General features: G+C 69.0%; 16 protein-coding genes. 4 read left to right on the forward strand and 12 right to left on the reverse strand.

The window, feature by feature from the left end; all coding sequences use genetic code 11:
• The first annotated feature begins 45 nt into the window (after positions 1–45).
• Entirely contained in the window at positions 46–1,296 is a 1,251-nt protein-coding gene (locus NAM01S_RS21775; protein ID WP_218018430.1) for an MFS transporter, read from the forward strand.
• Here the strand turns inward: NAM01S_RS21775 and NAM01S_RS21780 are convergent.
• The 3 genes from NAM01S_RS21780 to NAM01S_RS37095 form a co-directional block, all read right to left on the reverse strand.
• Entirely contained in the window at positions 1,216–2,835 is a 1,620-nt protein-coding gene (locus tag NAM01S_RS21780; protein ID WP_084483160.1) for an ABC transporter permease, read from the reverse strand. The two genes, NAM01S_RS21775 and NAM01S_RS21780, sit on opposite strands and share 81 nt — an antisense overlap.
• Positions 2,832–3,746 carry an ABC transporter ATP-binding protein gene (locus NAM01S_RS21785; RefSeq protein WP_067788061.1) on the reverse strand — a complete coding sequence of 305 codons (915 nt, stop codon included), beginning with the start codon at positions 3,744–3,746 and terminating at the stop codon, positions 2,832–2,834. Before NAM01S_RS21785 ends, NAM01S_RS21780 begins: the two co-directional genes overlap by 4 nt.
• Positions 3,747–4,049: 303 nt before the next feature.
• Entirely contained in the window at positions 4,050–4,940 is an 891-nt protein-coding gene (locus tag NAM01S_RS37095; RefSeq protein WP_157107842.1) for a DUF302 domain-containing protein, read from the reverse strand.
• A gap of 334 nt (positions 4,941–5,274) precedes the next feature.
• Here NAM01S_RS37095 and NAM01S_RS21795 point away from each other — a divergent pair, with 334 nt between their 5' ends.
• The gene (locus tag NAM01S_RS21795; protein WP_067788063.1) at positions 5,275–6,141 is read left to right on the forward strand and encodes a universal stress protein; all 867 of its coding nucleotides are present in this window, start codon (positions 5,275–5,277) and stop codon (positions 6,139–6,141) included.
• 10 nt (positions 6,142–6,151) lie between these two features.
• On the opposite strand, the gene NAM01S_RS21800 is transcribed toward NAM01S_RS21795, so the two are convergent.
• Positions 6,152–6,589, reverse strand: a complete 438-nt coding sequence (locus NAM01S_RS21800) for a MarR family winged helix-turn-helix transcriptional regulator (protein WP_067788296.1) — start codon at positions 6,587–6,589, stop codon at positions 6,152–6,154.
• A 66-nt stretch (positions 6,590–6,655) separates the two neighbouring features.
• On the opposite strand from NAM01S_RS21800, the gene NAM01S_RS21805 reads away from it, so the two are divergent.
• Positions 6,656–7,576, forward strand: coding sequence for a CE1 family esterase (locus tag NAM01S_RS21805; RefSeq protein ID WP_067788064.1), 921 nt, complete (start codon positions 6,656–6,658; stop codon positions 7,574–7,576).
• 232 nt (positions 7,577–7,808) lie between these two features.
• Here NAM01S_RS21805 and NAM01S_RS21810 read toward each other — a convergent pair whose 3' ends face one another.
• The 7 genes from NAM01S_RS21810 to NAM01S_RS21840 form a co-directional block, all read right to left on the reverse strand.
• Positions 7,809–9,044: a vWA domain-containing protein gene (locus NAM01S_RS21810; RefSeq protein ID WP_067788065.1), complete on the reverse strand. Its 1,236-nt coding sequence runs from the start codon at positions 9,042–9,044 to the stop codon at positions 7,809–7,811.
• Complete coding sequence (locus NAM01S_RS21815) at positions 9,041–10,270, reverse strand: AAA family ATPase (protein WP_067788067.1); 1,230 nt, start codon at positions 10,268–10,270, stop codon at positions 9,041–9,043. Before NAM01S_RS21815 ends, NAM01S_RS21810 begins: the two co-directional genes overlap by 4 nt.
• Positions 10,271–10,420: 150 nt before the next feature.
• Entirely contained in the window at positions 10,421–11,782 is a 1,362-nt protein-coding gene (locus tag NAM01S_RS21820) for a hypothetical protein (protein WP_067788298.1), read from the reverse strand.
• Between the two features lie 322 nt (positions 11,783–12,104).
• Positions 12,105–12,731 (reverse strand): hypothetical protein, encoded by a 627-nt coding sequence (locus NAM01S_RS21825; RefSeq protein WP_157107843.1) that lies wholly within the window; start codon positions 12,729–12,731, stop codon positions 12,105–12,107.
• A gap of 86 nt (positions 12,732–12,817) precedes the next feature.
• Positions 12,818–13,822: a phytoene/squalene synthase family protein gene (locus tag NAM01S_RS21830; protein WP_084483161.1), complete on the reverse strand. Its 1,005-nt coding sequence runs from the start codon at positions 13,820–13,822 to the stop codon at positions 12,818–12,820.
• 12 nt (positions 13,823–13,834) lie between these two features.
• Positions 13,835–15,355 (reverse strand): phytoene desaturase family protein, encoded by a 1,521-nt coding sequence (crtI, locus tag NAM01S_RS21835; RefSeq protein ID WP_067788070.1) that lies wholly within the window; start codon positions 15,353–15,355, stop codon positions 13,835–13,837.
• A gap of 12 nt (positions 15,356–15,367) precedes the next feature.
• On the reverse strand, positions 15,368–16,462 hold the full coding sequence (locus NAM01S_RS21840; protein WP_067788300.1) for a polyprenyl synthetase family protein: 1,095 nt from the start codon (positions 16,460–16,462) through the stop codon (positions 15,368–15,370).
• Between the two features lie 483 nt (positions 16,463–16,945).
• On the opposite strand from NAM01S_RS21840, the gene NAM01S_RS21845 reads away from it, so the two are divergent.
• Positions 16,946–17,341 (forward strand): hypothetical protein, encoded by a 396-nt coding sequence (locus NAM01S_RS21845; protein WP_067788071.1) that lies wholly within the window; start codon positions 16,946–16,948, stop codon positions 17,339–17,341.
• Between the two features lie 94 nt (positions 17,342–17,435).
• On the opposite strand, the gene NAM01S_RS21850 is transcribed toward NAM01S_RS21845, so the two are convergent.
• A complete protein-coding gene (locus NAM01S_RS21850; protein ID WP_067788073.1) occupies positions 17,436–17,921 on the reverse strand; it encodes a hypothetical protein in 486 nt (161 codons plus the stop codon).
• Positions 17,922–17,930: the final 9 nt, after the last annotated feature.

Here is a 17,930-nt window from a genome sequence, read left to right on the forward strand (position 1 = left end):
GTATCCAGCGACCGTCTCGGTCGTATTTCCAGAAAGGCAACGTTCGTGTCCGCTCCTACGAGCGCCAAATCATCGACCGCGGCAGTGGTCGTCGCATGCGTGGCGCTGTTCACCGACATGTTCATCTACGGCCTGGCGATCCCGGTATTGCCGCTGCTCCCGGCGACCGTGGACGCGGGTCCCGCGGCGACCGGGCTGCTGTTCGCCAGCTACGCGGCCGCGATGCTGGCGGCCACGCCGGTAGCAGGCGCCCTTGTCGATCGCCGCGGTCCGCGCACCTCGCTGCTGCTCGGCTTGTTCGGGTTGGCCGCCGCCACAGTGCTTTTCGCGGTCGGCGCGCCGTTCTGGCTGCTGCTGGTCGGCCGCAGCCTGCAGGGCTTCGCGGCGGGCATGGCCTGGGTGGCGAGCCTGTCGTTGATCGCGGCGACCGTGCCCTTCACCAAACGCGGACCGACGATGGGCGCGGCGATGAGCATGATCAGCGTCGGCATTTTGCTCGGGCCCCCGGTCGGCGGGCTGCTTGTCGAGCACTTCGGCACCGTGGTTCCGTTCCTGCTCGCCGCCGCGCTCGCGGTCCTCGACGGCATCGCGCGCGTGGTGTTCGTCCGCGTCGACCACCACGCCACCGACGACCCCACCGGGCCGGTCGCCGTCCTACGGGTTCCCGGGACCGGCCCTGTCGTGGTGGTCGTGCTGCTGAGCGCGGCGATGATCGCCGCGATCGAACCCGTTCTGCCGCTGCATCTTTCCCGCGCCTTCGACACCTCCGCGCTCGGCATCGGCTTGCTGTTCGGCCTCACCGTCGTCGTCGGCGCTGTCCTCAACCCGATCGTCGGCGCGTTGATCGGCAAGGTCGACGCACGCGTCCTCGTCGGCATCGGAATCCTCACCGCCACCGCGGGTTTGGTGGTGCTCGGTCGCAGCGACCGGCTGTGGCTGGTGATCGTCGCGATGGTCCTGCTCGGCGCGGCCGTCGCGTTCCTGTCCGCGCCCGCCACCACGTTGATCGGATTCCAGGGACAGCACACCGACCCGCCCGCACTCGGCGGCGCCTACACCCTGTTCAACCTCGCCTACGGCACCGGTCTGATGGCCGGTCCCGCGCTCGCGGGCGCATTGACCGACGCCTTCGATCTGCGTGTCGCGCTGTTGATCCTCGGCGCCGCCCTGTTGGCCACCGGGCTGACCGTCGCGGCGCGGCTACCCGACGGGCTCTCAGTATCCGGCGTCGCGGCGGCGGAATCCGGCGAACCCCGCCGCGAGAACAGCCGCGGCGGTAGCCGTGAGCACCAGTAGTGGTGCGGCGGTGAGGGTTTGCAGCGGTACTTGCGGTATGTGCGTGAAAGGCGAAGCGTCGTCGAACCAGTCGGGAAAGTCGAAGGCCGTCGTGAAGAGCACGGCCACCACGCAGTAGGCGAACACCGCCCACGACACCGAACCGGCGGCATGGGGGACCCAGCCGCACGCCAGCGCGGCGACCGCGATGACCGCCCACACCGCGGGCAGGTACGCCAGCGCCGCACCGGTGACCCGCGGGAGCTGGCCCGCGTCGGCGACCGTCAACCCATAGGCCAGCCCCATGCCGAAACCGCCTGCGCCCAAGACGATCACACCGCCGACGAGGGCCACCGAGAGGTGGCCGGCCAGCCAGGCGTAGCGGCTGACGGGCGCGGCCAGGATCGGTTCGGCTCGGCCCGCGGTCTCCTCGCCCCTCGACCGCAGCACACTGGCGATACCGAACGCGGCGCTGAGTACGGCGACTACCGAAATCGTCAGCGCCAGATACGAATCCACCGCACGCGCCGCGCCACCGGGAAGGTAGGCGGCGATCTCGGGGTTGTCGGTCAGATAGTCCTCGATGCTGTCGGCGAACGAGCCGTACGCCGCGCCGAGCCCGAACACACCCACCACCCACCCCGCCAGGGAACCGCGCTGCAATCGCCACGCCAGGCCCAGCGGCGAGCGCAGTGCCCAGGACGCGGTGGGCCGACCCGTTCGGTACCGAAGCAGTCCCGCCCCGAAGTCACGTCGATCGAGCAGCGCGAATGCCACGGCGGTCAGTGCGAGGGTCGCGACGGCGAACAGCAGCACCGTCCACCACCGGTCACCCGTGTACGGATAGCTGCGCTGACCCCACCCGATGGGGGAAGCCCAGGACAGTGCACCATTGCCCACATCGCCGACAGCGCGCGCCACATAGGCGGCGGCCAGCGCGAGCCCGACCGCCCCGTAGACACTGCGGGGATTCTCGAACACCTGCGCGGCGAGGGCGGTGACGGCGGCGAAGGTGAGACCTACTCCCGCCGTGACGATTCCGAGCAGCACGGAACTGCCCACCGGCAGCCCGGTACCCACCGCGGCGGCGAACACGACCAGCGCCACGGCGACATCGGCGAGCCCCGCCAACACGAGCGCCGCAACGGCGGGTGCCCGGCGTCCCACCCGCGCCGAACGGAGCAGTTCCGCGCGACCGGTTTCCTCGTCCGAACGGGTATGCCTGCCGACAAGCAGCATGTTCAGCAACGCGACCACGATCGCGAGATAGGCGAAGATCTCGAAGACGATCTCCCCGCCGATGGTGTCCAGCAGCCGGGTCGGCCCGCCCATGGCGACGGCGGCGGCGCTGGCGCTCACCGTCTCGCGGAGCTGGGCGAGCTTCTGGGGTGTGTCGTAGAAGCGCTGGCTGGCGAGAGACTGGAAGACCAGCAGCGCGCCTGCGCCGAGCAACCAGCACGGCAGCCAGAATCGTTCGCGCCACAGCGCGAACCGCAGCAGAGTCCCGGCCCCGGATATGGTCTCGCCGAACGGTGCGGACGGAATCGAGGTGGTGGTCACGGCCTCTCCTCCCCCGCCGGTGCCGCGGTGTCCGTGTAGTGGCGCAGGAAGATGTCTTCCAGCGTCGGCGGTGTGCTGGTGAGGCTGCGCACGCCGAGGTCGGCGAGCACGCGCATGACGGTGTCCAGGTGCGCGGTGTCGACGTCGAACCTGACCCGCGTACCGTCACCGACGAGGTCGTGCACTCCGGCCATCGCATGCAGATCCTTTGCGGGCCGGACGGTTTCGACGCTGATCGTGGTGCGGGTCAGATGCCGCAACTCCGACAGTGTGCCGCTTTCGACGGTGCGTCCGCGCCGGATGATGCTCACCCGATCGCACAACGCCTCCACCTCGGCGAGGATGTGGCTCGACAGCAGCACGGTCCGGCCCTCGTTCCTGGCTTCGGTGATACAGCGCCGGAATTCGGCCTCCTTGAGCGGGTCGAGGCCTGCGGTCGGCTCGTCGAGCAGCAGCAGCTCCGCGTCCGAAGCCAGTGCCGCGATCAGCGCGACCTTCTGCCGGTTGCCCTTGGAGTACGCGCGCGCCTTCTGCCGGGGGTCGAGGTCGAACCTTTCCAACAGCTCGTCACATCGGCGCCGGTCGATGCCGCCGCGCAAGCGCCCCATCAGGTCGATGACCTCACCACCGGTGATCCCCGGCCACAGGATCACTTCGCCGGGCACGTAGGCCAGCCGTGCGTGCAGCGCGACCGCGTCCGACCACGGATCACCGCCGAGCATGCGCACCGTCCCGGAATCCGCGCGCAGCAAGCCAAGCAGGATCCGGATCGCGGTCGTCTTGCCCGAACCGTTCGGGCCCAGGAATCCGTGGATCTCACCGGTGCGCACGCTCAAATCCAGACCGTCGAGCGCTGTCGCCGCACCGAAGGATTTCCGCAGCCCTGCGATCGTTATCGCGGCACTGGTCATATCGACATCTTTCTCGGTCGCGCCCCCGCCGGGTAGTCCGACTCGCGGATCCACCGAATCGTGGCGGGCCTTCGGGCTTGCTGACCTTGGTCGGGGTTCTCGAGGACCAACGGCTCTGCTGGCGGGTTCGCTCGTCGGGCACGGTGATCTCGGGGCCGCGGCACCTGCCGAGCCGCGGCCCGTCCGAACCGCAAACCCCTGCGTGACCACGGGGTACGACCAAGTTCGTCGCCGACGGCGGGCACGGGCTGGGCCGCGATGCCGGGACCAGCAGAACCACACGTACTGCGCCGCGCCGTCGGCCTACCGAGGTGTCGCGTTGTCGACGGGTGAGCTACTCGTGGCGACCTGGTCGAGCACCGCCCTCAGCGCGCGGCGAGCCTGGTCGGCGATCGGCGCCAAGGCGGTGTGTCCGCTGCGGGCCAGCAGCTGTTGCGGGTCGCCGGCTTCGACAACAGTGGTGTCGCCGTCGGCGCGCACGACGACGTTCCAGGGCAACAGCAGCCCGATGCCGCGGTCGATGGCGAGCGCTCGAGCGGCCAACTGCGGGTGGCAGGCGCCGACGATCACATAGTTCTCCATGGCCGCGTCGGCTGCCTCCTGCAGGGCCGCGCGCATGTCGAGTTCGTTGAGCACGGCGAATCCGTGTTCGGTCAACGCGGTTCGCACGGCGATCACCGTGTCGGTGAACGGGCTCGTGGTCCGCACCGTCAGTGGTGCCGCGGCGACGGGGACACGAATCTGGGTGAGCAGGTCGTGGGCGGCGACCGCCTCGTCGGGGCCGACCAGATACACCTCCGTCGGAGGGCCGACCACCCGGTACTGCGCCGCGCGCAGCCACTGTTCGAGGGCTCGATAGGCCTCGCCGATGCGCTGATAGTCGCCGTGGTGGATGGTGTGCGCGAAGAGGCCGGGTTCGGTGCGCTGCAGCGAGATCTCTCCCGCGTCAGACCCGAACGAGGCCGCGGCGACCGGCAGGGTGAACACGACCTCGGCCGCGGCGCCCGGGGTGAAGTCACCGACGTAGGTTGTCGAGGCCGGTCCGGCCGGTGCCAGCCCGGTGACCGCGGCGAACTCCTGCAGGGCCCGCAGGCCTGCGCCGATGTCCTCGCCCGTATGCTCGGCGCGCACGCGGCGGCGCAGCTCGAGGACGGTCTGCGGTGTTTGCTGGTCGACGCCTACCTGATATCGCAATGGAGGCTCCTTCGGTCGATCCTGGCGGGAAGGCCGTTGCCGTTCGCCGCGACCCGGTCATACCCTCGACCCAACGCTAGTCGCGTACGCACCGGTCTCGTAGTGCCGAACAGACCGTGGGACAAGGACCTTCGTCCTCGCTGGCCCAACAGGCGCCACCGCCTGCCCGGCAGAGGACGAGCCGGGGGCCTTGGGCCCGTGCGCGGAGGACTTCCGACCCCCGCGACACGCCGCAGCGGGTTCTTAGCCTGGAATCAGACAGCCGCTTCGGCGAGGGAGGACATTGGTCACACCCCTGATCGACCCCGCTGAACAACCTCTTCGAGGAGAACCCGTGAACACCACTGCTTCCTCTTCCACCGTCGTCGTCGGCACCGACGGCTCGGACTCGGCCGCGTACGCCGTGCGCTGGGCCGCCCGGGACGCGGCCGCCCACCGCACACCGCTGCACATCGTCACCGCCATCGGTTCGATGGTCGAGTTCGGTGCCGCGCTCGGCCCGGCCGCCATCGACTTCCAAGCGATCCGCGAGGACGGGGAGCGCACTCTGGAGCAGGCCAGGGCGCTCGCGGAACAAGCCGTAGGCGACCAGCGCCTCGAGATCACCACCGCGCTCGCCGAATCCGCGCCGATTCCCGCGCTGAAGGACAGCTCCAAGGACGCCCGTCTGCTCGTGGTCGGCACCCGCGGCCACGGTGCACTGCGGCGCGGACTGCTCGGCTCGGTCAGCACCTCCCTGGCCCGCCACGCGCAGTGCCCGGTCGCGGTCATCCCCGACGAAGATCCCGTTCCCACCGACGGCGCGGTGGTCGTCGGTGTGGACGGCTCCGCCTGTAGCGCCCATGCCGTCCGGGTGGCCTACGACCAAGCGGCCGTCCGCAACGTCGAGCTGGTTGCCGTGCACACCTGGTCGGAGGTCTACCGCTACATTCCGCGCGAGGAGATGCTGCAAGAAGACTCCGCGCTGCTCGCCGAAAGCCTCGCGGGCTACAGCGACCGCTACCCCGACGTGGCGGTTCGCCGCGTCGTCGTCGAGGACCGGCCCGCCCGACGACTCCTGCGCGAAGCCGAGGGCGCGCAACTGCTCGTCGTCGGCAGCCACGGACGCGGCGGGTTCGTCGGCATGACACTCGGCTCGGTCAGCCAGGCCGTCCTGCACGCGGCGCCATGCCCGGTCCTCATCGCCCGCTGCCAAGACTGATCACGCCCGTCTATTCGCCGCTTTCGAGATCGAGCACGGCGGTCAGCAGGTGGCGGAGACGGGCAAGGTCGTCCGCGCCGAGCGCCTGACGCCATCGCTGTTCGACCTGTTCGCCAGCTGTTCGCGTCACCCGCAGCGCGTGCCTGCCGCGGTCGGTGAGACACAGCAGTTTCGCGCGGGCGTCGCCGGGGTCGCTCACGCGCGACACATATCCGGCGCGCTCGAGTGTCACCGCGACCTGAGCCACGGCCTGCGGTGACACCCCGATGTCGGCAGCCAAATCCACCGCGCGCCGACCGCCGCCGAGCAGACGCACAAGAACCAGCACGTGCGCCGGACGCAATCCGTCCAGTCCCTCGGCGGCGAAAACCGCACGCAAAGTCCGGGTGTTCGTTTCGGCCAGGGCTTGGACCAGGCCGGGAACGGTGCGGTGCGAGCGGATGGTCATGACGGCCACTCTGGCAGGCCTCGGCACACCTCGACAAATAGACAAGACCCTTGTCTATAATCCCGTATGTCTTTGTCACGACCGCTGTCGACCGCCCTCACCACCGCGGCTCTGCTGCTCGCCGCCGCGGGCTGCGCCGCCCACCCCGGCGGCGCGGCCGCCGAACCCGCGGCATCGACCGAGCACTCGCTGGAAAGCGGCGGACTCTCGCGCGACTACCGCGTCTACCGGCCCGCCGCCGCGCGCGACGGCGCTCCGCTCGTGGTCGTCCTGCACGGCGGCTACGGCTCCGGCGCTCAGGCCGAACGCGCCTACGGCTGGAACGAGCAGGCCGACGCCGACGGTTTCGTTGTCGCCTATCCCGACGGCCTGTCGCGCGCGTGGAACACCGAGGGTGGCGATTGTTGCGGACCCGCCGAGCGCCGCTCCGTCGACGACGTCGCGTTCATCTCCGCGATGGTCGCCGCCATCACCCGCGAGCACGGAATCGATTCCGCCCGTGTCTATCTCACCGGTATGAGCAACGGCGGCATCATGGCCTACACCCTCGCCTGCCGCACCGCGCTCTTCGCCGCCGTCGCCCCCGTGGCCGCCACTCGGCTCGCCGACTGCCCCGCCCCGGCACCGGTCTCGGTCCTGCACATCCACGGCAGCGCCGACGAGGCCGTCCGCTACGACGGCGCCCCCGGCGACAACAGAAGCACCGTCATCGACGGACCGTCCGTGCCCGAACTGCACGCCGAATGGCGCCGCCACCAGGGCTGCCCAGACCAGGTGATCACCGCCGCGGGCCCGGTCACCACCTCCCGCGCCACCTGCCCCGAGGACCGGGAAGTCACCCTGATCACCATCGACGGCGCCGGACACCAATGGCCAGGAGCCGATCCCACCCCGATGCGCGAACGCCTCCTCGGCACCGACCCGCCGAGCACGGCTCTCGACGCGACGGCCACGATCGCGCAGTTCTTCGCCCGGCACCGTCGATGACGTTCGGCGCCAAAGCATTCCGGCCGTATCAATCGGACGGTGCCGCCAGTGCCGCGTCCAGAATGGTCGGCGCGGTAACCGACCGACGGCCACCTCCATCCCGCCAGACCGACTGGACGTCACCTTCAGTCAGCCGACCTGCTTGCCCTGGTGGGCCGACCGAGGGTGACCTTTGGTGCGGTGGGGCGAGGAATGGTGACCTTTGGTCGGCGTTGCTTGTTCAAGCTGGGCGCTAGCCGATTTCGACGACTCGCGCCCAGTTGGGTGGTCGGTCCGGGACGTAGTCGGAATCGCGTTCGTTGTACGAGGGTGCGCGGCGGAACAGGCCGACGACGGTGCGGCAGGCCGGTGCGGCTGTCGGCCAGGGTGTCTGACCGTCGGTGAGGACCACGACGACGTCCGGGCGTTGTTGGGCACGAAGGGCTTTGGCGAAACCGGTGCGGAGGTCGGTGCCGCCGCCGCCCACCAGCGGGATACCCTCGGCCGCGCAGATCGGGTGCGCGATCCGGGCGGCCGCGTCGCAGGACAATACGGTGACCAGGTCGCGGCGACCGCCCACCGCACGGCAGATGGCGGTCACTTCGAGTAGGGCGCTGCCGAGTTCGGTGTCGCTGACCGAACCGGAGGTATCGATGATCACGCTGACGCGGGGCGGTGTGCGCCGCAGGCTCGGCAGGACGACACCGGGCACGCCTGCCGAGCGCCGCGCGGGTCTGCGATAGGTGTAGTCCTCCCCGACGCCGGGCGCCGAGACAGCCGCGCGCAGTGCCGCGCCCAGCAGATCGCGCCACGGCTGCGGTGGATGGAACACTTCCCGCGCCCAGCGCCGCCATCCTTCGGGCGCGTCGCCCGGGCGGCCGGTGATGCCCTGCGCCACCAGGAAGCGCACGCCGTCGCGTTCCTGTTCGCTGAGTCCGTCCGCGCCGAGCGGCCCCAGCTCCCACTCGCGCTCCGAGCCGTCGGCGCCGCTACCGCAATCGAGCCACGCCATCTCCGGTGTGTACGTTCCGAACCGGAACTCCCGCAGGTACTCCTCCATGAGTTTGCCCGCGGGCAAGTCGATGTCGGCGGGCAGGATCGCACCTTCCGGGCGGACCAGGCCGTCGCCGAAGATGTCGTCGTTGATCTCGAAGTCGGCGGCGATGTTCATGCGCAGCCTTTCCCCCGGCCCGCTCAGTTCGTGCTCGCGGGCGAAGCGCTCACCGCGGCCGTGATGATCGCGCAGCAGGTGCGACACCTCGTGCACCAGCACGCCGGCCAGTTCCTCGACGGGCATGCCGTCGACGAACGCGGGCGAAACATAGCAGCGCCAGTACCGGTCCACACTCATCGTCGGGACGCGGCGCGATTCGACGATGTGCAGCGCGAACAGCGCGGTCGCCAGGTAGGGCCGTACCCGCACCGCGTACAGCCTGGCGGCGAAGAGCTTCTCCAGATCCAGTTTCGGATCCGCTGCCCGCGCCGTCATCGGCCCGCTCGCACGAGGTCGGCGGCGCGATCCGCGCGCCGCGACACCGACACCACGCCCGTCAGCTTCTCGATCGACGCCGGTACCTCCCAATTGCCTTGGCGCAGTGTGGCGAGCGTGGTCGCGGCGACGACAACCAGATCCGGCGGGCCGGTTTCGATCGCCCGCACCAACAGCGCCCACGCCGCATCCCAGCGGGACTTCTCCGGGCGCTTACGCACCGCGGCGACCACACCGTCGAGCACGGCCTGGCGCAGATCCCCGCGCTCGGGGAGCTCGGCGCCCGCCGGATCGGCCAGCAGCTTCTCGGGGTCCGGAAGGTCCATTCGGTCCAGGCTGGTCAGCAGCTCGAAACCCGGTCCGTCCCCGACCGTCCCCCGGACCAACAGCGAAAGCACGTCCTTGGTAGAGCCCGCGGCGGTGGCGAACGCGATCAGCCGCAGCGCCATCTCCCAGCTGCGAGGCGATGCCCACGCACCGCCCCGCCGCGCTTCACTGCTCGGCATCTGATGCACGAGCTTCGGGCGCGCCGCGAGCAGCACGCACACCGCGCGACGCGCGAATGCCACTGCCTCCGTGAGCTTTTCCGGATCGAGCCGCGGCAGTGTCGCGCGCGGCCATGTCCCGCCGAGACCACGAACGACCACATCGTGATCGTGCACCCACTGCAGGTGCACGAACCGATTGGCCAGCGGCGGGCTCAGCTCCCAGCCGTCGGCCGCCGACGAGCGCGGATTGGCCGCCGCGACGATCCGGACGCCGGGCGGCAGCTTCAGCGCGCCGATCCGCCGCTCCAGCACGAGCCGCAGCAGTGCGGCCTGCACGGCGGGCGGCGCGGTGGAGAGCTCGTCGAGGAACAGCAGCCCCCGGCCCGCCTTGACCAAGCGCACCGCCCAGTCCGGTGGCGCCATCGGAACACCGTGCTCGGCGGGGTCGGCGCCGACGATCGGCAGACCCGAAAAGTCCGACGGCTCGTGCACGCTCGCGATCACCGTGGTCAGCGGAAGCTCCAGTGTCTCGGCGAGCTGCATGAGGGCGGCGGTCTTGCCGATTCCCGGTTCGCCCCAGAGCAGCACCGGCAGGTCGGCGGCTACCGCCAGGGTGAGGGCCTCCAGTTGGGTGTCGGTTCGCGGTTCGGTGGTGGTCGCGCCGAGGAGGGTCAGCAGATCGGCGGCGATATCGAGCTGGGAAGTGTGGGCAGCGAGGTCCGTGACAGCAGCAGACATGTGAATCACCTTGTATTGTAGAAGGATTGATTGATTCGACGCGGGACGTGGTCCGGTCGCAGGTCGTCGGGTGGTAGTGCCGCGCTGCGTGCGCAGCGGTCAGGAGCGGCAGGCGGCCGCACAGCGCCGCAGCGCACGGCGGACGCGGTTTCAGTAGGTCGTCGCGTTGCGCGGGTGCGCGCGGCGGTCTCGTGGACGGCGAGCGCCGGGATAGTTGGGGACGAGCTGCGATTCGGATAGCCCGGATCGATAGAGCCCGTAGGTGATTCGCTGTCGCGCGGAGGCTTCCAATGCATCTCGGAGAGCGCCGTCGCGCAGGACCGCCTCGGGGCCGAGCAGGCCTTCGACGACGGCGAGCGCGCCCGCGGTGTCACCGTGTGCGAGCCGTTCGCGAACGCCCGTGAGGCAGTCCGGTTGGCGATGTGCCCGATCGATCGCCTGCAGGCAGGGCAGCGGGGTGCCGCTCAAAGCGGCCAGGAGTTCCTCGCGCCGAATCTCGGCCGGGTCGTGGTCCAGCGCGGACAGCACACCGTCGACCAAGCCGATACGGTGTTGCTCGCCGCCGCATTCCACCAAATGTGTTCGCTCCCACCGGGTCGGCCCCCGGACGGATTCGCTCGGCGAACAGTCCGGCGCCAGCGCGACGGCGACCAGCGGATGCAGTCGTTCGAGCGAGATCGCGCCGGTGCGAAGCAGTTCCAGGTCGGGTGGTTGCCAGGTCGCGGCGTCGGGCAGCACCGGAAGCGCCGAGACAGCTCCGGCCGGATATGTCGTCACGATCCGCAAGCCGACAGTGCCCAGTTCGGCGATCACCCGATGCCGAGCGCCCAACCGCATCAGGACGGTATTCTCCTGTCGCCCTTCGGCATCGAGCAGGATTCGGGCCTCGGCGGCCCAGCGATCAACGGCGTACCCGCGATCCCGCGACACGATCTCCAGCAGAGCGGGGTCCAGCGCCGACCGGTCGGCGTCCGGTGCGGCTCCGCACCGCAGCCGCAACTCGTCGGACCTGCGCGCGTCCCAGAGGTGACGATGCAGGTCCATCCGGAAACGGCGGTCCGGCCGTGGATGCGGATGCGGACTCTCGAAGCCGGATCCATCCCACAGCGCGAGGGCCACCCGCTGCCCGGAATCCGCCCACGTCGGCGCGGTACGAACCACCAGGTGCACGAAATCGTCTGTGCCACAGGCGTATCGAGCGAGCGTGATCGTCAACCCCGGCCGGAGCAGGCCGTCCGGAGCGACCCTCGGCAGGTGCCAGCGCAGCAGATCTGGAGCCAAATGCCGGAGATCGGACCGGATTTCAGCCGCCAGCTCACGGCCGTAAGTCCGTGCCACAGAACGTAAATCGATACCGACGTCGAAACCAGCAGCGGCACAAGCCCCCGCCCAGTCCCCGGCGCGACGCCGAGCGGTAGCGGTCTCGATCATGGAGGGCGGCACGGCGAACTCACGCACGCGCGGCCAGAAGGAAAGGCGGGAATCGTCCCCATTCGTCTTCGCGGTGAGCATCAGCACTCACCTTGGACGAACGGGACCCCCAATCTGCGATCAGAAGGAATCATCATCGCGTCGATCATAGAGCGTGCCACCGAGACCCGCCAACCATGGGGCCGCGAAACCGGCTCGCCCTGGGTCCCGCACCCACGGGACCTGCTGCCCGAGCGGGCGACTTCCTGTTCTTCGTTCTGGAGGCCGCCTGACTCGGATCGTCCGGACCGCACGGTTCGGCCTACGAATCCGGCCTGGCAACACCGCACGCTCCTGGCCTTCAGAGTCGCATGGTTCGTACCCCACGCGGCGTTCAGTGGAGTGGCAACGCGCACGCTCGGATCTAGCGCGGCGGCTGGTTCTGGGGCGGATACTGGTGCGGCACAGGGTTTCTCGGTGCGGGCGCCGTCCGCGCCGCGGCGGCGACCACCGTCGCGAGGGTGGCGGCGAATGCGGCGAGCGCGCACGGGATGGACAACCAGTAGGTGTCCTCGAAGAGGAATTCGAACTGTGCGGCGCCGAGCACCGCTTCCACCATGCCGGACAGGAGCATGCCGGCGGCCACCGCCGCGAGCGCGCGCAGCACGGGATATCGCGCGCCCATCCCCGCGAGCGCGCAGATACCGGTGAGGATCGCGAGCAGGATCATCAGCGCGAGCATGACGTCGGACCACAGGAAGCGGTAACTCGAGGAGAACGCGTTGGCGAGACGGAAGACGATGGCGAGCAACGCGGCGACCAGCAGTAGACCGCCCGCGACCCGCTCCATCGCACCGCCGCTCGCCGGTCGGCTCGCCGGACCATTCCCGGGCGGCACCGCGGCGGGCATGCCGAGCGGCGGTGCGCCGTACGGATGCGGCTGACCGAGATAGGGCGGCGGAGGACTCTGCTGCGGATTCACTTGCCCGTGGTACGGATTCGACTGACCCGGTACGTACCCACCCTGACCCGGCGGCATCGGATTTCCCATCGGTAGTACTCCTCCCCGGCCCTCCGGCCGCACCAACGAACCGCTACGACGAAGGACCCTAGTGACTCGGGCCGTGCCACGCCGCATTACGTCGGCAGAGAGCCATATCCCTCCCTGAGTGTGTTCCCGTGACGCCGGGCCGAGCGTCGAGGACTTCGCGAGCCCGCGCGCCGCCCACTGCGCGCCCACCACGCGCGCACCAGTCCCTCGGCGCCCACACGAACACGCCGCCGGGTCCCGACGGTGGCACGATGGCCGAACACTTCGAAATCGCGGTCTTCGATGCGGTCCAAGATTTCCGAGTACAACAACAGCGCGGTCGCCACGCAGGGACGAGAGCGTGGTGCCAGCCGCTCGATGCCACCGCGCGCGAAATCGTATATCCGCCTGGTGATCTCGTGCTGATCGGCAAGCGCGCGGCGCACGCGGGGCTCCCCCTTGCCATATCTACGACACCACACGAGCAGTTCCCGATCCACGCCGTGGACGGCCAGTTCGTCGGCGGGCAAGTAGACGCGATCGCGTGCCAGGTCCTCGTCGACATCGCGGAGGAAATTGGTGAGCTGGAACGCCTTGCCCAGCGCCGCCGCGTACGGCTCGGCTTCTGGACCGGGTACCGTCGTCCCCAGAATCGGCAGCAGCTGCAGACCGATCACCTCAGCCGATCCGTAGACGTAGCGGTCCAGTGCGCCGCGGTCTGGGTAAGTGGTCACCGACAGATCCATCCGCATCGATGTGAGAAATGCGTCGAACAGATCGTCAGGTATGCGGTAACGGCCTGCGGTGTGCAGCACTGCGGCCAACACCGGATCGCTGCCGACATCACGGGTTTTCCATTGCTCTGCCAGACTGTCCAATCGGGCCGCTCGGTCGGATGTCTCGAATCCCGCATCGAGGTCGTCGACGATGTCGTCCGCGCGGCGGGCGAAGCCGTAGAGCGCGTGCACGCCGGGTCGCTGGTCGGGGGCGAGCAACCGCGTGGCCAGAAAGAACGTCTTACCGTGCCGGGCGTTGAGTGCCCGACAGTGTTCATACGACCGACGTAGTGATCGATCGGTGATACCTGCCGCATCGAGTTCCGTACGTGTCATCTCGGTGTCCCATCAGTGGTAGGAGTGTGCGGCATTTCCCGGACGGCGGGCCGCGCCGGAGCGCACCGGCCCGGTGACACGGTCAGCGGCAAGTCGCCCGGAGATCAGCACCGGTGGAATACCAACGCCCGGCACGGTGGAGGCGCCCGCGAGCACCGCGTTGTCGATACCGCGAATCATGTTGGCGGGCCGAAAAGGTCCGGTTTGGGCAAAGGTATGTGCCAGAGCGAACGGGCTCCCCGAGAGCATGTCTCGAGCGGCCCAGTCCGTCGGCGTGACAACGCGCAGGAGTTGGGCGCCGCGCAACGCGGATGGTCCCAGGCGTTTTCGCACGATATCGAGAACCTGCTCGGCGTAATCGATACCGAAGCGCGGCCAATCGATCCGCCCCCGTTCCAAACTCGGTACCGGCGCGAGAATGTAGAGCAGATCGCGTCCCTCCGGCGCCAATGTGGGGTCACCCGCCGTCGGCCGAGTCACCAGCAGCGATGGATCGGACGGGAGCCGGCCGTCGCCGATGATGTCGTGGAAGGCCGACTGCCAGGCCGCGCCGAACAGCAGAGAATGATGGGGGATCTCGAGCGGATCACACGAGACGTGCAGTACCGCCGCGGAGGGGGCTGCGACCACCGGGATCGGGCGCCGTGAACGGTGTCCGAGCAGCGCGTAGGTGCGATGCCGCTCGGTAGTCAGAACCACCGCGTCACAAGCGATTCGGTCGCCCCGGTCGGTGTGCACGGCATGGACGCGGGCCCCTTCGCGAGCCAAGGCCGTGACGGTGGTTTGGTAGTGGAATCGCACGCCTGCGGCTTCGGCCGCAGCGGCGAGCGCGTCGGGCACTGCGCGCATGCCACCTCGCGGAAAGTACACGCCCGCCATGGTGTCCATGTAGGCGATCACGGCGTAGGCGGCCAGTGCGCGGTCGGGTGCGACACCGGCATACAGCGACTGAAAGGTGAACACTCGTCGCAGATCGGGGTCGGTGATGAACCGAGCGACCCGGCGATCCCAGTTGCCGAAGCCGCCCAGGGCAGCCAATTCGGCGAGCGCCGGAGTCAGCATCGAGAGCGGCGAATCGAAATTCGTTGCGATGAAGCGGTCGAACTCGGCGTGGTAGAGCCGGGTGAGCCAATCACGAAGTCGCCGATAGCCTTCGGCTTGGTCGGCGCCCACGAACTCGGTGATGGTGTGCGCCATGGTCTGCTCGTCGCTGTGCACGTCGAGGGTGCGCCCGTCGGCGAACCGGGCGCGATAGGCCGGCACGACCGGCATCAACTCCAGACGATCTCCGGTCCGTTCCCCGACCGCGTCGAAGATCTCGTCGATCAGCTCGGGCATCGTCAACACTGTCGGACCGGTGTCGATTCGACAGCCGTTCAGATCCAGCCGGCCCATCCGCCCGCCCGGCACCGTCGCGCGTTCGATCACCGTCACCGCCCGCCCTCGTCCGGCCAGGTGGATGGCGGCCGACAGGCCCGCCAGCCCTGCGCCTACCACCACTACGTGGTCGGGACAGCCTTTGACAGTGCGCATCGTGTATCTCCTCTACAGCTTCCGCGCCGTGCACAACAGCGCCATCTGTTCCAGCGCCACCCGCAGCCCGGCGTCGAGCGAGCCCTCGCTCAGCGCGTGCATGGCCGCTTCGACGCGATCGGCGATCATCGCCTCGACGTATGCGGGAGCGCCCGATGCGGCGATCAGGGCACGACAGCGGTCGATCGCGACGCGATCGAGCACCGGGCGGCTCATCAGTTCCAGCAACTCGTCCCGCACAACGGGGTCGGCGAATTCGAGCGCGACGACCACGACGCTTGTGGCCTTGTGCTGACCGAGATCGCTGTCGGCGGGCTTGCCGGTGACCGCCGCCGAGCCGAAGATTCCCAGCAGATCGTCACGCAATTGGAACGCCTCGCCGACGCGAGTTCCGAAGCGGGCCAGCACGCTCAGCGTGTCCTGGCCGCACCCGGCCATCGCGGCGCCCAACTCCAGTGGCCGCCGGACGGTGTAGTTGCCGGACTTCGCGCGGGCGATGGCGAGGATGTCGTCGAGGTCGGGCCGATCGCGCACGTCGTTGATCAGGTCGGCGAACTGGCCGACCGCCAGCTCGATGCGCATCGCGTCGTAGCCCGGCCACACTCGGGCCAGAGCGGCGGTCCCGACACCGCTGTCGCGCAGCATCTGCTCGGCCCACACCAGGCACATGTCGCCGAGCAACGTCGCCGCCGAAGCGCCGAAGCGAGCCGCCGAACCAGCGTTGTGGTCGCGCCGGTGCTGCTCGGCCAGTCGCACATGCGCCGCCGACGCCCCGCGGCGCAGCACGGCATCGTCCATGACGTCGTCTTGCAGCAACGCGAAGGCGTGCAGCAGTTCCAAGCTCGCCGCAGCACGCAACGCGGCGCCATCCGGCCCGGCACCGCAGAGCCACCCCAGATACATCAACGTCGAGCGGAGGCACTTCCCGCCGGTGACGTACTGCACCAGGATGTCCTCGACGCCCCATGCGTCCAGCCCGGAAATTCGGAGATCGCGGAGGAAGCCGCTCAACTCAGCGAGTACTCGCGCCCGCACGTCCACGCGCCAGCGCTCGAATCCTTCGCCGAGATCAGAGCGCCCGTCCTCGCGCGGCGAACCCGCGGGCATCCACAGGGCGGCGCTCACCGGTCTCCCCCTCTGGGACGTTCGAGGCAATGCGTCGCCCGCGGGCGGTTGTGAGCGGCCAGAGCGACTCGCGCCTCCGCAACGATCGCCGTCGTGGATGCCACACGTCGTGTACTCGGACTGGCAGCCAGTAAACAACGGCCCATGCCATCATCCCTCCGCGAAGCTTCAGAGCGTTCTCGCCCATCTTACGCCAAACGATGCAGTATTGATGCACAGTTTGAGAACGCTTTCCACCTGCCGCCGAATCGGCACCAAAGAAGGGTGGTCACCCCCGGAGGGATCCGACTTACGATTCATAAGTGATGCGAGAACCGAACTGGCCAACAGCAACGAACCGGGCCCCGCTCACAACGGGTGACCGCTCGCCGCCCAGCGAACCAGCGGCGGTTCTGTGCATTTCGCAGTCGAGGGGGCAATCGAGTGGCGCTAGGGTAGAGGGGGGTGAGTGCGAGGAGTCGAAAGATGAGCACCACCGTTCTGATCATCATCATTGTCGCCGCTGTGGTTGTCTTGCTGGCCGTCGTATGGGCTTTGATGCGCAAACGGCGGGAACACCAGCGAGCCGAAGCTCGGGCTCTCCGTGACCGCGCGGCCGAACGGGAAGTCGAGGTCGCTCAGCGGGAGGCGCGGGCGGAGGAGACCGCCGCACGGAGCCGGGCGGCAAAGGCCGAAGGCGAGGCCAAGGTGGCACAAGCCGAGCAGCTTGCCCATCAAGCGCAGGCGCATAGCAGCGAGGCGGCGGAATCGCGGACCGAGTTGGACAAGGAGTGGGAGCGCGCGGACAAGGTCGATCCGGACTCGACATCACGCGAGAAGCAGCAGGGAGCCGACCCGGAACGGCCGCCGCGCAACCCCTGACCGACTTTCGAGGTCTTCTCTCGCTGTCCACGAAATATCCCTCGGTCCACTCCACGAACATCGATATGAGCACAGCGTCGCCCGCCGGCGCGAGTCAGCGCCAAGCCGGGAACGGTGCCATGTCGGCGAGCGGTGAACCGGTTGCTTGCAGCGAGGTACTGAACGCTGACATCAACCGGGCGATCATCGCCTGCAACTCCTCGCGGTCGATGGATTCCACCGGAGGGTCCGGTGCCCACGTGGTCCTGGACGTACAGGTGATCCGCACTTCGCCGTCGGTGGGGTGGAAGTACAGAGTGCGCTCGATTCCCTGACCGTACAGGTCGATCTCCCCGACGCGGTGCGCGCGAAGGTCGTCGAGGAGATCGGGCAGTTGTTCGACCAGTGTCGACAGGTCGTAGGCGACATCCACCGCCCAGTCGTCGCTGCCGAAACCGCCGATGGTGAACGCGCAATCGGTTTCGGCGAGCACCTCGCACGCCATCATGACGAGCGAGGTGTAGTCCAGGTCGCCGTCCGGGGCAGCCGCGACAGTTCCGGACGGCTTCGTAGCGGGTGTGATCGAGAGGGAGAAGGGCATCTCGAGTGT

Source organism: Nocardia amikacinitolerans NBRC 108937 (assembly GCF_001612615.1).
GTDB lineage: Bacteria > Actinomycetota > Actinomycetes > Mycobacteriales > Mycobacteriaceae > Nocardia > Nocardia amikacinitolerans.